Consider the following 13442-nt stretch of genomic DNA (forward strand, 5'->3'; position numbering starts at 1 on the left):
TCGTTGGTACTGTTCTGGTATGGCCATGAACCTGCGTCTCCGTGACGACCAGACGGAAGCTCTGAAGCTGCGTGCCGAGGAGGAGGGCGTCAGCATGCACGCGATAGTGCTGAGGGCCGTGGACGACTACCTGGCCAGGACGGCGCACGAGGCGCTGGTCCGCAAGGCGGCCAAGGAGCAGACCGCCAAGTGGGCAGAGCTCCTGGAGCGGCTGAAGTGACGTGCATCTATCTGTCGGCCGAGGGCGTCCTGGCCATCGCCGAACTCGCCGTGGACGATCAGAAAGTCGTCGTGCGTGACGCGGGCCTGCTGGAGTCGGCGGTGCACCGGCCGTCAGCTTCGATGTTCGGGCAGGAGGCGTACACCGACCTGTACGACAAGGCGGCGGCACTCCTGCAGTCGCTGGCCATCAACCGTCCCTTCATGGATGGGAACAAGCGCACGGCCTGGACGTCCTGCGTCGTCTTCCTGGCGCTGAACAACGTGCAGCTGCGCCCGGACATCGACGCCGCCGAGCGCCTGGTCATCGGCGTGGCGACGGGCGCTCTCGAAGAAGTCAAGGTGATCGGTGAGGCGCTGCGGGAGCTCGCGGAGCGAGAGATGTGACCTCAGTCCCATCCCCGGGTGACGCCGTGCCGTCGGCGCGTTGACACCGGCGGGCCGCCGGTAGGGTGGCCCGGTCGTCATACGTAGCCGAGCCCCCCAGCACAGCGAACCGGAGACCGTGACTACCACCGCCGCCAGCTCGTCCCACTCGCATCACCTCTCGCCCGCCTTCCCCGGTCGCGCCCCCTGGGGTACCGCCGGGAAGCTGCGCGCCTGGCAGCAGGCCGCGATGGAGAAGTACGTCCAGACCCAGCCCCGCGACTTCCTGGCGGTGGCCACCCCCGGCGCCGGAAAGACGACCTTCGCGCTGACCCTGGCCTCCTGGCTGCTGCACCACCACGTCGTCCAGCAGGTGACCGTGGTCGCGCCCACCGAGCACCTGAAGAAGCAGTGGGCGGAGGCCGCCGCACGGATAGGGATCAAACTCGACCCGGAGTACAGCGCGGGCCCGCTCGGCAAGTCGTACCACGGCGTCGCCGTGACGTACGCCGGTGTCGGCGTGCGCCCCATGCTGCACCGCAACCGCGTCGAGCAGCGCAAGACCCTCGTCATCCTCGACGAGATCCACCACGCCGGCGACTCCAAGTCGTGGGGCGAGGCGTGCCTGGAGGCCTTCGAGCCCGCGACCCGCCGGCTCGCCCTCACCGGTACGCCGTTCCGCTCCGACACCAACCCCATCCCGTTCGTCACGTACGAGGAGGACGGGGCCGGTATCCGGCGTTCGGCCGCCGACTACACCTACGGCTACGGCTCCGCCCTCTCCGACGGCGTCGTCCGGCCCGTCATCTTCCTCTCCTACAGCGGCAACATGCGCTGGCGCACGAAGGCGGGCGACGAGATCGCGGCCAAGCTGGGCGAGCCGATGACCAAGGACGCCGTCAGCCAGGCCTGGCGCACCGCGCTCGACCCGCGCGGCGAGTGGATGCCGGCCGTGCTGCGCGCCGCCGACCAGCGGCTGACCGAGGTCCGCAAGGCCATCCCGGACGCCGGCGCCCTGGTCATCGCCTCCGACCAGGACTCCGCCCGCGCCTACGCCAAGCTGATCCGCGAGATCACGGGCAGCAGCGCGACACTCGTCCTCTCCGACGACGCCGGCGCCTCGAACCGGATCGACGACTTCAGCGGCGGCGACGACCGCTGGATGGTCGCCGTCCGCATGGTGTCCGAGGGCGTCGACGTGCCCCGGCTCGCGGTCGGGGTGTACGCCACCACCATCTCCACCCCGCTCTTCTTCGCCCAGGCCGTGGGCCGTTTCGTACGGTCCCGCAGGCGGGGCGAGACCGCCTCCGTGTTCCTGCCGACCGTCCCGGACCTGCTGACCTTCGCCAACGAGATGGAGGTCGAGCGCGACCACGCCCTCGACAAGCCGAAGAAGGACGGCGAGGAGGACCCGTACGCCGAGTCCGAGAAGGAGATGGACGAGGCGAACCGGGAGCAGGACGAGGACACCGGCGAGCAGGACATGCTGCCCTTCGAGGCGCTGGAGTCCGACGCCGTCTTCGACCGGGTCCTTTACGACGGCGCCGAGTTCGGCATGCAGGCCCACCCGGGCAGCGAGGAGGAGCAGGACTACCTCGGCATCCCGGGCCTGCTCGAACCCGAACAGGTGCAGATGCTGCTGCAGAAGCGGCAGGCCCGGCAGATCGCGCACAGCCGCAAGCGGCCCGACACCGAGGCCGACCTCCTCGAACTGCCCGCCGACCGGCGGCCGGTGGTGTCCCACAAGGAGCTGATGGAGCTGCGCCGACAGCTCAACACGATGGTCGGCGCGTACGTCCACCAGAGCGGCAAGCCGCACGGGGTCGTCCACACCGAGCTGCGCCGGGTGTGCGGCGGCCCGCCCAGCGCCGAGGCGACGGCGGGTCAGTTGAGCCAGCGCATCGCCAAGGTGCAGGAGTGGGCGACGCGGATGAAGTGACACGGGGGTGCCACCGCGCGTTCCTGATGCGTGGTCCGACGGCACCGCCGGAGTACGTATCGGGAGGAACACCGCACTCCGTACCGGACGGTGACCGGATTCTGGACGGAGGCTTCCGCTCAGCGAACCGGCTTCGCTAATGTCCCGCTACGCCGACGCACCGTGGCAGGGCCGCCGCGGAGCGCAGCCGTGAAGCGACTTCAGTCCGGGGCGGCCCGGACCGCCGGCCGATCGGCGGCCTCTGCGGCACGTCACCGACGGGACCCGGTGACGTGCCCGACGCGAAGAGGGCCGCCGACCTCACCACTAAGGAGTGGGCGTCGTGACCGCGGAGACCTCCCAGACGCTCGACCGGGGACTGAGAGTCCTCAAACTGCTGGCCGAAACGGACCACGGGCTGACCGTCACCGAGCTGTCGCACAAACTGGGCGTCAACCGGACCGTGGTGTACAGGCTGCTCGCCACCCTGGAGCAGCACACGCTCGTCCGCCGTGACCTGGGCGGCCGCGCCCGGGTCGGGCTGGGAGTGCTGCGGCTGGGCCGCCAGGTGCATCCGCTGGTACGGGAGGCGGCGCTGCCCGCGCTGCGGTCGCTGGCCGAGGACATCGGGGCGACCGCGCATCTGACGCTGGTGGACGGCACGGAGGCGCTGGCCGTCGCCGTGGTCGAACCGACGTGGACCGACTACCACGTGGCCTACCGGGCCGGTTTCCGGCACGCCCTGGAACGGGGCGCCGCGGGCAAGGCGATACTCGCGGCCCGCCGGCAGCCGGCCGTGGACCCCGGCTGCACCCTGACCCACGGCGAACTGGAGGCCGGGGCCTGCGGGGCGGCGGCCCCGCTGCTCGGCGTCACGGGCCTCGAGGGCAGCGTCGGGGTCGTCATGCTGGCGGACTCCGTACCGGAACGGGTAGGCCCACGCGTCGTACACGCGGCCCGCGAGGTGGCGGAAGCCCTCCGCTAACCGCTACCGCGGGGTCTGCCTGGCCCCGCGCCGGCGGCCTACGCCGTGCGGTGGTGGCGGGCGCACCGCGTGGGGTGCCAGCGGCACACTTCGTGCCGCGGTGGCGGCCCACCTCGTGCTGTCCCGGCGGCTCGCCCCGTCCTGTCCCGGCGGACCACCTCGTGCTGTGCCGGCGGGCGCACCGCGTGCATTGGCGGCGGCCCGTCTCGTGCCGCGCGGTGGCGGTCCACCCTGTGCTGTCCCGGCGGCTCACCCCGTCCTGTCCCGGCGGACCACCTCGTGCTGTGCCGGCGGCACACTTCGTGCCGCGGTGGCGGCCCACCTCGTGCCGTCCCGGCGGCTCGCCCCGTCCTGTCCTGGCGGACCACCTCGTGCTGTGCCGGCGGGCGCACCGCGTGCATTGGCGGCGGCCCGTCTCGTGCCGCGCGGTGGCGGTCCACCCTGTGCTGTCCCGGCGGCTCACCCCGTCCTGTCCCGGCGGACCACCTCGTGCTGTGCCAGCGGCACACTTCGTGCCGCGATGGCGGCCCACCTCGTGCCGTCCCGGGAGGTCGCCCCGTGCTGTCCCGGCCGCCCACCTCGGGCTGTGCCGGCGGCCACGTCGTGCCGTGCCGACGGGTGCACTTCGTGTTGTGGCAGCGGCTTATCTCGTGCCGTGTCGGCGGGGGTACCGCGTGCATTGGCGGCGGCTTACGTCGTGCTGTGGCGGCGGGCGCCCTTCGTGCCGTGGGGGCGGCTACTTCTCGCTGTCCCTGTGGCGGCGGGTGCACCTCGTGCCGTGCTGCCGAGGCCACTCGTGCCGTGCGCTGAGCCCACCCGTGCCGTGCCGTCGAGCCCACCCCCGTCCTGGCCGTCGGCGGTGCGACCGTCGCCTGGGGGCCGGGAACGGCTGTCGGGTGGCCGGATGTCGTTCGGGGGATAGATTGATCCCGTGCTCTCTCGTCTCACACGTTCCCAGGCCCTCGCCGTCTGCGCGGTGCCCGTCGCGGCTCTGATCGCCACGGCGGTGTTCGCGCCGCTGCCGTTCTCGGTGGCCCAGCCCGGGATGACGGCGAACGTGCTTGGGGAGAACAAGGGCACCCAGGTCATCACCATCTCCGGCGCGCCCATCCGCAGCACGAGCGGCCAGCTCCGTATGACGACCATCGAGGCCACCGGCCCGGACGCGAACGTCTCGCTGGGGGACGTGATCGACGGCTGGTTCGCCACCGACCGGGCGGTCATGCCGCGCGACGCGGTCTACCCGAGCGGCAACAGCGTCAAGGAGATCGAGCAGCACAACGCGGAGCAGATGCGGCAGTCCCAGGACGCGGCCACGCAGGCCGCCCTGAAGTACCTCGGCATCAGCGACAAGAAGGTCAAGGTCACGCTGAAGCTCGCCGACGTCGGCGGCCCCAGTGCGGGCCTGCTGTTCTCCCTCGGCATCGTCGACAAGCTCCACGGCAACGGAAACGGCGGAGACCTCACGGGCGGCCGCACCATCGCCGGTACGGGCACCATCAACGCCGACGGCACGGTCGGCGCGGTCGGCGGCGTGGCCCTCAAGACCCAGGCCGCCCGCCGGGACGGCGCCACCGTCTTCCTGGTCCCCGAGGCCGAGTGCGCCGACGCCAAGTCCGAACTCCCCAAGGGTCTGCGCCTGGTCCCGGTGACCACCCTCAAGAGCGCGGTCAACGCCCTGCTGGTCCTGGACAAGGGCCTGGACACGGTCCCGAGCTGCTAGTGCTGCGACCGGAAAGGTTCCGGCAACCTTTCCGGCCACAGCACTAGGCCCGGCCCTCCACCCCGTCCTACAGGGCGGGAGCCGTCCTCGGCGCGGCCAGACGCAGGCCGAGCTCCACGAGGGTCCAGCCCAGCCGGGTGCGCAGGGCGCCGGGCCCGTCGGTCCGGGCGGCCAGCCGGTACGCGTCGGCCTCGGCCCGGAACTCGGTGGCGCGGGTGCGGTGCAGTACGAGATGGGTCTCGGCATGCATGGGGCGGCCTCTCAGTCCGTGTGGGTGGGGAAGACGTGCGTGTGGACGCGCACCTGCTCGGTGTCCGCGGTGCCGTCCTCGGGGGCCAGGGCCCGGTAGCTTTCCACGAGTTCGTGCATCTTCTCGATGAGGTCGAGGGCGAGCGCCGGCGTGAGACGCAGTGTCCAGTCGCTCATGTCCGAGGCGCGACGCCAGGCCTCGGGCCAGTCGGTCCTGGTGCCGCCCCAGGTCGCCAGCTCCCGAGTGTGCTGGTTCGCGACCTCGTGCAGGAACAGGTCCGCGGCACCCCGCACTTCGGGGTCGGGGTCCTTCAGCAGCGCGTCGTCGAAGCTCACTCCCCCGTGGGCCGCGCGCCACCAGCGCTCCCGCCCCTTGCCGTGCTCGGGCGCGTCCTCGACGAACCCGTGCGCGGCGAGCTGGCGCAGGTGGTAACTGGTGGCTCCGCTGGACTCGCCGAGTTTCGCGGCCAGTTGGGAGGCGGTGGCCGGCCCGCCGTGCCGCAGCGTGGTCAGCAGGCGCATGCGCAGCGGATGGGCGAGGCCTCGCAGTGAGCGGGCGTCGAGAGGGCGGACCGGCCATTCCCTGGGCTCGTTCATGCGTACAAAGATAGCGTTGCAAAGAGTCCCTTGCAACGAGTTCTTTGTAACTCGCCCTAGGCCGGTCGCCCAGCCGCCGCCCCGGTCACTCCTCCTCCGCCGCCTGCTCCACCAGCGGGATGATCCGCAGCGGCACCGGGTTCTCCATGACGATCGCCGTCGACGCCCGGTCGATGCCCTCGAACCCCACCACGCGGTCGATCACGCGCTGGAGATCGGCGTTGGAGCGGGCGACCAGGCGGCACAGCATGTCGCCGGTGCCGGTCGTGGTGTGCAGCTCCAGCACCTCCGGCACGGTCGCCAGATGGGCGCGTACGTCCGGGCCCTGCCCCTGCCGGATCTGGAGCGTCGCGAACGCCGTGACCGGATAGCCGAGCGCTGCCGGGTCCACCTCCGGGCCGAAACCGCGGATCACCCCGCGCGCCTGAAGGCGGTCAAGGCGCGCCTGGACCGTCCCTCGCGCCACCCCCAGCCGCCGTGACATCTCCAGCACGCCGATGCGCGGCTCGCGCGCCAGCAGCACGATGATGCGGCCGTCCAGATGATCGATCGCCACGCGTCCCGCCTCCCCAATGGTCATCCTGTACAGAAAGTCTGAAGGCCCGCCGCCTTCACCGAGCACATTGCCCAGTGAATGTGCGAACTATTGCGCACCTTGCGAGACCGGGTGACGCTTCCGCTATGACGCAGACCACACACCTCACTCCCGACGCGACCGCCCGGCAGGCCGACCCCTTCCCGGTCAAGGGAATGGACGCGGTCGTCTTCGCCGTGGGCAACGCCAAGCAGGCGGCGCACTACTACTCCACCGCCTTCGGCATGAAGCTGGTCGCCTACTCCGGACCGGAGAACGGCAGCCGCGAGACCGCGAGCTACGTCCTGGAGAGCGGCTCCGCCCGGTTCGTGTTCACCTCGGTGGTCAAGCCCGCCACCGACTGGGGCACCTTCCTCGCCCGGCACGTGGCCGAGCACGGCGACGGCGTCATCGACCTCGCCATCGAGGTCCCGGACGCGCGCGCCGCGTACACGTACGCCATCGAACACGGTGCCCGCTCGGTGACCGAGCCCTACGAGCTGAAGGACGAGCACGGCACGGTCGTCCTCGCCGCGATCGCCACCTACGGCCAGACCCGCCACACCCTGGTCGAGCGGACCGGCTACGAGGGTCCGTACCTGCCCGGCTACGTGGCCGCGAAGCCCATCGTCGAGTCGCCCGCCCAGCGCGTCTTCCAGGCCGTCGACCACTGCGTCGGCAACGTCGAACTCGGCCGTATGAACGAGTGGGTGGAGTTCTACAACAAGGTCATGGGCTTCACGAACATGAAGGAGTTCGTGGGCGACGACATCGCCACCGAGTACAGCGCGCTGATGTCGAAGGTCGTGGCCGACGGCACGCTCAAGGTCAAGTTCCCGATCAACGAGCCCGCCGTCGCCAAGAAGAAGTCCCAGATCGACGAGTACCTGGAGTTCTACGGCGGCGCCGGCGTCCAGCACATCGCGCTCAACACCAACGACATCGTGCAGACCGTACGCACGATGCGCGCCGCCGGTGTCGAGTTCCTGGACACGCCCGACTCCTACTACGACACCCTCGGCCAGTGGGTCGGCGACACCCGCGTGCCCCTGGAGACCCTGCGCGAGCTGAAGATCCTCGCCGACCGCGACGAGGACGGCTACCTGCTGCAGATCTTCACCAAGCCGGTCCAGGACCGCCCGACCGTCTTCTTCGAGCTCATCGAACGGCACGGCTCGATGGGCTTCGGCAAGGGCAACTTCAAGGCCCTGTTCGAGGCGATCGAGCGCGAGCAGGAGCGCCGCGGGAACCTCTGAACCCGTCTGCCGCCCACGGGCCCCGCGTCCACGGGCACCCCGCCCGCCGCGACACCCGCGCGGCGGGCGGGCCGCCGTCGCACCGCTCACCGGACCGGGGCGTCAGGGCGGCGACCGTCACCCGGCAGGCCGAGGGGCGGGTCCGGCGGGGTTCACACGGTTGGCCCCGGGTGCGACGCTGTGATCGTGAGCCGCATTGAAGCCGCACCCGACGAAGCCCAGGGCAACCTCACCGATCGGCTCCTCACGGGCCTGCCGGCCGAGGCTGTCCTCATCGATCCCGATGTCACAGCCTCCTACGCCAACGACATGGCCAGCTTCTGCCCGTCCGGCGCCCCGGCCGTCGTCGTCCTGCCGCGCACGGTGGAACAGGTCCAGCACGTCATGCGCACCGCCACCGAACTACGTGTCCCGGTCGTACCGCAGGGCGCCCGCACCGGCCTGTCCGGCGCGGCCAACGCCTCCGACGGCTGCATCGTGCTGTCCCTGACCAAGATGGACCGCATCCTGGAGATCAGCCCGGTCGACCGGGTCGCGGTCGTCGAGCCGGGCGTCGTGAACGCCGCGCTCTCCCGCGCGGTCAACGAGCACGGCCTGTACTACCCGCCGGACCCCTCCAGTTGGGAGATGTGCACCATCGGCGGCAACATCGGCACCGCCTCCGGCGGTCTGTGCTGCGTGAAGTACGGGGTCACCGCCGAGTACGTGCTCGGCCTGGACGTCGTGCTGGCCGACGGGCGGCTGATGTCCACCGGCCGCCGCACGGCCAAGGGCGTCGCCGGGTACGACCTGACGCGCCTGTTCGTCGGGTCCGAGGGCTCGCTCGGCATCGTCGTGCGGGCCGTTCTGGCGCTCAGGCCGCAGCCGCCGCAACAACTCGTGCTGGCCGCCGAGTTCGACTCCGCGGCCACCGCCTGCGACGCCGTGTGCCGGATCATGGCGGGCGGACATGTGCCCTCCCTGCTCGAACTCATGGACCGTACGACGGTGAAGGCCGTCAACGACCTCGCCCGCATGGGCCTGCCGGAGACCACCGAGGCGCTGCTGCTGGCCGCGTTCGACACGCCGGACCCGGCCGCCGACCTCGCCGCGGTCGGCGCGCTGTGCGAAGCGGCCGGCGCCACCCAGGTGGTCCCCGCCGACGACGCCGCCGAGTCCGAGATGCTGTTGCAGGCACGGCGGCTGTCGCTCACCGCGCTGGAGGCGGTCAAGGGCACGACGATGATCGACGACGTGTGCGTGCCCCGCTCCCGGCTCGGCGAGATGCTCGACGGCATCGAACGCATCGCCGAGAAGTACCAACTCACCATCGGGGTCTGCGCGCACGCGGGCGACGGCAACACCCATCCGACCGTCTGCTTCGACGCGCAGGACCCCGACGAGTCGCGGCGCGCCCGCGAGTCCTTCGACGAGATCATGGCCCTCGGCCTCGAACTCGGCGGCACCATCACCGGCGAGCACGGCGTGGGCGTGCTGAAGAAGGAGTGGCTGGCGCGCGAGATCGGCCCGGTGGGGGTCGAGATGCAGCGGGCGATCAAGCAGGCCTTCGACCCGCTGGGCATCCTCAACCCCGGCAAGCTGTTCTGACGCCCCCGCGCTCACTGGGCGAGCAGTCCGGCCAACTCGTCGTCGATGCCGAGCTGCTCGCCCTCGCTGCCCGGCGGCACCAGGCGCAGCGTGCGCTCCAGCCAGGCCGACACCAGCGCGGCGGACGCCTCCAGCAGGGCCTCGCCGGCGGGCGCGCTCAGCGCCAGCAGGACCACGCTGCGGCCGAACGCCTTCGACGGCCACACCCGCACGTCCCCTTCCCCGCACGGCCGGAACACCCCCTCCACGAGCAGTTCCCGGGCGAACGTCCAGTGCACGGGGTGCTCGGAGTCGACGTGGAAGACGACGTGCACGGCGTACGGGTCGTCGGTGCGGTAGGAGAGCCGTGCCGGGACGGGGATGCCGCACTCGGGCGACAGGATCAGTCTCAGCTCCAGTTCGCGCTCCACCACCACGATGTGCCGCATGGTTCTCTCCCCTCTCCCACGGGCCCCTCGGTGGGCCCGTGGGAAGGGAGAGGGCGGTGGACGCCGGGCATTACGCGGGTTGTCCGAACTTTTTCGATCCGGATCTCGCGCGATCGTGAAGTATGTGTACGAGGTTGCCCGGAAAGGAGTGGGTCCGGCCGGACCGGCGGTGTCGGCTGCCCCGGTCTGATAGATGTGGAGGCCCTCAAGACGACCTCCGAGCAGATACGGGACGACGGACATGAGCGCCCCAACCCCGGCACCCGGTGACGACAGGCCCCGCGAAGGCTACTACCCGGACCCGTCCATCCCTGGCTACGTCCGGTACTGGAACGGAGCCGCCTGGGTGCCGGGCACCAGCCGCCCGGCACCGACCGACGGCGAGCCGCTCGGACCGCCGCCCGGCGTGCACACCGCGGCGGTCCCGGCGGTGGAGGAGACGGGACCGCACTTCTTCGACGAGGACCCCGTCGCCGACCCGAATCCCGCCGCGGCACCGCAGGGCGGCCGGCCCGAACCGGCGTCGGCGTGGGGCGCCGACCGCAACCGGCAGTCCGGCTTCGGCGGCGAGCAGGACCGCCGCGTCTCCTGGGGCGCCCCGGCCGCGGCCGACCCGAGGGTGGCCCACACGGCGGACCCCGCACCGGCCGACGCGGATCAGGCCCGGGACGGGGGCCGCTCCGACGGCACGTTCGTCTTCCGCCGCCCCACGACGGGTGGCGCTCCCGGGACCCCGGGTGACGCCGTCCCCGGCGTTCCGGGACCGGGCACGCCCGTCGACGAGGGCACGATGACCTTCCGCGCGGTGCCTCCCTCGACTCCGGGGGCAGGCGTGCCGGGCCTTCCCGGGCAGGGCTCGCCCGCCTCCGAGGCCGCGTCCGGCTCCGGCGGGCCGGGCCTGTCCGGTGGCGCCGGCTCCCCGGGCGGCGCCGGGGCGGCCGGGGCCCCCGCCGCCGGAGGGCCCGCCGCGAGAGGTGCCGGCGGTCCCGGTTTCGGGGCCGGAAAGGCCGCCGCCGCGCGGGCGGCAGTCGCGCAGGCGCCGGGCCAGGCCGGATCCCGGGCCGGTGGTGCCGCCGCACAGGCTTCCGCCCCGGCCGCGCCCCCGATGTCCTCCCCGTCGGCCCCGCCCCCTCAGCCGGGTGGACCGCAGGGCCCCGGCGCGCCCACCGCGACGCCGCTGACCAGTGGTGCCGGTGGTGGGCAGTCCTCCTGGGCGCAGCAGGTGCACCGGCTCGCCGGGTCGGGTGAGCAGCAGCCCGTAACGCCCTGGAAGCCGCCGGTCGAGGACCCGTTCCAGGCGGCGGCGCGGCGGCAGGCGGCGGCCCGGCCCGCCGGCCTCGGCAAGCGGCTGGCCGCCCGGATCGTCGACTCGGTCGTCCTCGGGTGCGTCACCGCCGTGGCCGCCGTACCGCTCGGCACCAAGGCGATTGACCACGTCAACGGCAAGATCGAAGAGGCCCGGCTCTCGGGCCGCACGGTGACGGTCTGGCTCCTGGACGGCACCACGGGGACGTACCTCGGCGTCGTCCTCGCCGTCCTGCTGCTCTTCGGCGTGGTCTACGAGGTGCTGCCCACCGCCAAGTGGGGCCGCACCCTGGGCAAGAAGCTGTGCGGCCTGGAGGTGCGGGACATCGAGGGCCACGAGCCCCCGTCGTTCGGCCCGGCCCTGCGCCGCTGGCTCGTCTGGGGTGTCCCGGGGCTCCTCGGCATCGGTCTGGTGGGCATGGCGTGGTGCCTGTTCGACCGGCCGTGGCGCCAGTGCTGGCACGACAAGGCGGCGCACACCTTCGTGGCGGGCTGACGAGGCCGGCGGGGCGGCTCCGTACCCGCGCCGGTCTCATCCGTGCCGGTCTCATCCGTACGGCCGCGCACCGGATGCGAGGCGGGCGGGCTCGCGATCCACTCGGCGCATGAGTACCGAACCGCCCCCCGGCTCCGGACCGCGGCCCCCTTCCCCCGGGGGACGGCGACCACCCCACGGCGAGGGTCCGTGGGGCGGGAACGCGCGGAGCGACGACGGGCAGGGCGGCGGCGGGCAGGGCAGCGGCGCGTGGGGCGGCGGCCAGGAAGGCGGACGGTCCGGCGGCTCCCCGTACTCCGACGACCCGTCAGCAGGCATGCCCCCGCCCCCCGGAGAGCAGCCTCCGCCGCCCGGAGAGCAACCACCGCCCGGCGGCGGGCCCCCGGGCGGTGGGCCGTACGGCGGTGGTCCGCAGGGCGGCGGAGGGCCTTACGGTCCGCAGGGCGGCGGCTACGGCGGTGGCGGCCCCTACGGCGGAGCCGGGCAGGGCGGCGGTCCCTACGGCGGTGACCCGCTCGCCGGCATGCCCCCGCTCGCCGACAGCGGCAAACGCACCCTCGCCCGGATCGTCGACCTGGTCCTGGTCGGCATCGTCGTCACCCTGATCACCTGGGGCCTGCGGGTCAACGAGTACGCGGTCAACGCCGAGAACGTGCAGGTCGGCAAGTCCGTGGCGCAGTCGGTGGTCGGCGTGGTGCTCTACGTGGCCTACGACACCTTCATGATCTCCAAATACGGGCAGACCCTGGGCAAGAAGTGGCTGGGCATGCGGGTGGCCAACCTCGACGACGGCTCCACCCCGTCCGTCCCGACCGCGCTGGCACGCGCGGCGGTGCTCTGGGTGCCCTTCTGGTTCTGCTGCGCCTGCCTGTGGCTGGCGATCAGCGGCGGCTGGAGCTTCTTCGACCGCCCCTACAAGCAGGGCCTGCACGACAAGGTGGCCAAGACGGTGGTGGTCAGCACCGGTTGACCCCGGCCCGGGGCGGCGAGGAGGCCGGCGAAAGCCGGAGGAGGTCAGGAGGCCGTCGGCCCCCGTACGGGCTCGACTCCGGCCGTGACGGGCTCCCGGTGCGTCCGCGCCCGCACCCGCGTCTGGGCCCGTGCCTGCCGGGCGCCGGCCTGCTCGGCCGTGTGCGCCTTCGGCATCGGGACCGTCATGGCGACCAGGAGCCCCAGCGCGAGGGCCGCGAGGGCGATGACCACGATCCCCAGGCCCGAAGTCGTCCGGGACAGCAGCAGCATGGCGAGCGTCGAGAAGATCACGGTGCAGGAACCGTAGGCGAGCTGTGCGGCAGTGGGACGAGGCATGGCAATCGGTCCTCGGAAGTGGCGGTCTCCCTCCGTGCCTCTCGCTGCGGGGGAGGGTGCGGACAGGGATCTGTAGGTGTGACACGGTGTCGGCCTGGCATTCCACCGGTTTCCCGGCGGTCCGCCGATCGACTCTATTCGCCTGTTTGCCCGAGTGGAACCGTTGGTAAGCACGACCTAACCCGTGGTGCCGGTGCACGGGGGGCGCACGGAGTCATGCGGTCCACGGAGTGGACCGGCGCACGCGCCCGTCGGGGCCGTTCGGCCCTGGTACACCCGTGTCCGTAAACCGAACACCCGCTCCGCATAGTGCACTTGACGGGTTCAAGTCAAGGTCTGTTTTTTCTTGCGAACGTCTAGTCGAATGACGTCACTTGACTACACGCGTTCATCGTGCGCGGACCTTTCCATGGCCCATGACCCCCCTTCCG

The 13442-nt window shown here is 72.1% G+C and carries 14 protein-coding genes; 9 read left to right on the top strand and 5 right to left on the bottom strand.

Translation table 11 applies throughout. The features are described from left to right. Nucleotides 1–19 precede the first annotated feature (19 nt). The 5 genes from ACWEK3_RS02100 to ACWEK3_RS02120 all read left to right on the top strand — a co-directional run bounded on the left by ACWEK3_RS02100 (nucleotide 20) and on the right by ACWEK3_RS02120 (nucleotide 5211). Nucleotides 20–220 (top strand): ribbon-helix-helix protein, CopG family, encoded by a 201-nt coding sequence (locus ACWEK3_RS02100; RefSeq protein ID WP_159767990.1) that lies wholly within the window; start codon nucleotides 20–22, stop codon nucleotides 218–220. Continuing rightward, nucleotides 217–606, top strand: coding sequence for a type II toxin-antitoxin system death-on-curing family toxin (locus ACWEK3_RS02105; RefSeq protein ID WP_453248684.1), 390 nt, complete (start codon nucleotides 217–219; stop codon nucleotides 604–606). The genes ACWEK3_RS02100 and ACWEK3_RS02105 overlap by 4 nt, the downstream gene beginning before the upstream one ends. A 118-nt stretch (nucleotides 607–724) precedes the next feature. Further along, entirely contained in the window at nucleotides 725–2524 is a 1800-nt protein-coding gene (locus ACWEK3_RS02110; RefSeq protein ID WP_450544569.1) for a DEAD/DEAH box helicase, read from the top strand. A 322-nt stretch (nucleotides 2525–2846) separates the two neighbouring features. Then, nucleotides 2847–3488, top strand: coding sequence for an IclR family transcriptional regulator (locus tag ACWEK3_RS02115; protein ID WP_450544567.1), 642 nt, complete (start codon nucleotides 2847–2849; stop codon nucleotides 3486–3488). Between the two features lie 931 nt (nucleotides 3489–4419). Next, complete coding sequence (locus tag ACWEK3_RS02120; protein WP_450544565.1) at nucleotides 4420–5211, top strand: S16 family serine protease; 792 nt, start codon at nucleotides 4420–4422, stop codon at nucleotides 5209–5211. Between the two features lie 67 nt (nucleotides 5212–5278). Here the strand turns inward: ACWEK3_RS02120 and ACWEK3_RS02125 are convergent, their stop codons facing one another. The 3 genes from ACWEK3_RS02125 to ACWEK3_RS02135 form a co-directional block, all read right to left on the bottom strand. Next, nucleotides 5279–5461: a hypothetical protein gene (locus ACWEK3_RS02125; RefSeq protein WP_361415051.1), complete on the bottom strand. Its 183-nt coding sequence runs from the start codon at nucleotides 5459–5461 to the stop codon at nucleotides 5279–5281. 11 nt (nucleotides 5462–5472) lie between these two features. After that, nucleotides 5473–6057, bottom strand: a complete 585-nt coding sequence (locus tag ACWEK3_RS02130) for an ArsR/SmtB family transcription factor (protein ID WP_450544563.1) — start codon at nucleotides 6055–6057, stop codon at nucleotides 5473–5475. Between the two features lie 85 nt (nucleotides 6058–6142). Beyond that, nucleotides 6143–6613, bottom strand: a complete 471-nt coding sequence (locus ACWEK3_RS02135) for an Lrp/AsnC family transcriptional regulator (RefSeq protein WP_365436992.1) — start codon at nucleotides 6611–6613, stop codon at nucleotides 6143–6145. A gap of 125 nt (nucleotides 6614–6738) precedes the next feature. Here ACWEK3_RS02135 and hppD point away from each other — a divergent pair, with 125 nt between their 5' ends. Further along, on the top strand, nucleotides 6739–7887 hold the full coding sequence (hppD, locus tag ACWEK3_RS02140) for a 4-hydroxyphenylpyruvate dioxygenase (RefSeq protein WP_450544561.1): 1149 nt from the start codon (nucleotides 6739–6741) through the stop codon (nucleotides 7885–7887). 180 nt (nucleotides 7888–8067) lie between these two features. After that, nucleotides 8068–9474 carry an FAD-binding oxidoreductase gene (locus tag ACWEK3_RS02145; RefSeq protein WP_453248685.1) on the top strand — a complete coding sequence of 469 codons (1407 nt, stop codon included), beginning with the start codon at nucleotides 8068–8070 and terminating at the stop codon, nucleotides 9472–9474. 11 nt (nucleotides 9475–9485) lie between these two features. On the opposite strand, the gene ACWEK3_RS02150 is transcribed toward ACWEK3_RS02145, so the two are convergent. Next, nucleotides 9486–9902, bottom strand: a complete 417-nt coding sequence (locus ACWEK3_RS02150) for an SsgA family sporulation/cell division regulator (protein WP_453248686.1) — start codon at nucleotides 9900–9902, stop codon at nucleotides 9486–9488. 241 nt (nucleotides 9903–10143) lie between these two features. Here ACWEK3_RS02150 and ACWEK3_RS02155 point away from each other — a divergent pair, with 241 nt between their 5' ends. Together ACWEK3_RS02155 and ACWEK3_RS02160 are read left to right on the top strand one after the other, a co-directional pair. After that, nucleotides 10144–11703 carry an RDD family protein gene (locus ACWEK3_RS02155; protein WP_453248687.1) on the top strand — a complete coding sequence of 520 codons (1560 nt, stop codon included), beginning with the start codon at nucleotides 10144–10146 and terminating at the stop codon, nucleotides 11701–11703. Between the two features lie 109 nt (nucleotides 11704–11812). Beyond that, nucleotides 11813–12673 carry an RDD family protein gene (locus tag ACWEK3_RS02160; protein WP_453248688.1) on the top strand — a complete coding sequence of 287 codons (861 nt, stop codon included), beginning with the start codon at nucleotides 11813–11815 and terminating at the stop codon, nucleotides 12671–12673. Nucleotides 12674–12717: 44 nt separating this feature from the next. Here ACWEK3_RS02160 and ACWEK3_RS02165 read toward each other — a convergent pair whose 3' ends face one another. Next, nucleotides 12718–13011 carry a hypothetical protein gene (locus ACWEK3_RS02165; protein ID WP_450544552.1) on the bottom strand — a complete coding sequence of 98 codons (294 nt, stop codon included), beginning with the start codon at nucleotides 13009–13011 and terminating at the stop codon, nucleotides 12718–12720. Nucleotides 13012–13442 lie beyond the last annotated feature (431 nt).

Source organism: Streptomyces sp. NPDC004721, assembly GCF_053601495.1.

Bases quoted from the DNA above. Each gene is read 5' to 3' on its own strand.
- ACWEK3_RS02100 (WP_159767990.1), top strand. From the start codon at position 20: ATGGCCATGAACCTGCGTCTCCGTGACGACCAGACGGAAGCTCTGAAG.
- ACWEK3_RS02125 (WP_361415051.1), bottom strand. From the start codon at position 5,461: ATGCATGCCGAGACCCATCTCGTACTGCACCGCACCCGCGCCACCGAG.
- ACWEK3_RS02130 (WP_450544563.1), bottom strand. From the start codon at position 6,057: ATGAACGAGCCCAGGGAATGGCCGGTCCGCCCTCTCGACGCCCGCTCA.
- hppD (WP_450544561.1), top strand. From the start codon at position 6,739: ATGACGCAGACCACACACCTCACTCCCGACGCGACCGCCCGGCAGGCC.
- ACWEK3_RS02150 (WP_453248686.1), bottom strand. From the start codon at position 9,902: ATGCGGCACATCGTGGTGGTGGAGCGCGAACTGGAGCTGAGACTGATC.
- ACWEK3_RS02155 (WP_453248687.1), top strand. From the start codon at position 10,144: ATGAGCGCCCCAACCCCGGCACCCGGTGACGACAGGCCCCGCGAAGGC.
- ACWEK3_RS02160 (WP_453248688.1), top strand. From the start codon at position 11,813: ATGAGTACCGAACCGCCCCCCGGCTCCGGACCGCGGCCCCCTTCCCCC.
- ACWEK3_RS02165 (WP_450544552.1), bottom strand. From the start codon at position 13,011: ATGCCTCGTCCCACTGCCGCACAGCTCGCCTACGGTTCCTGCACCGTG.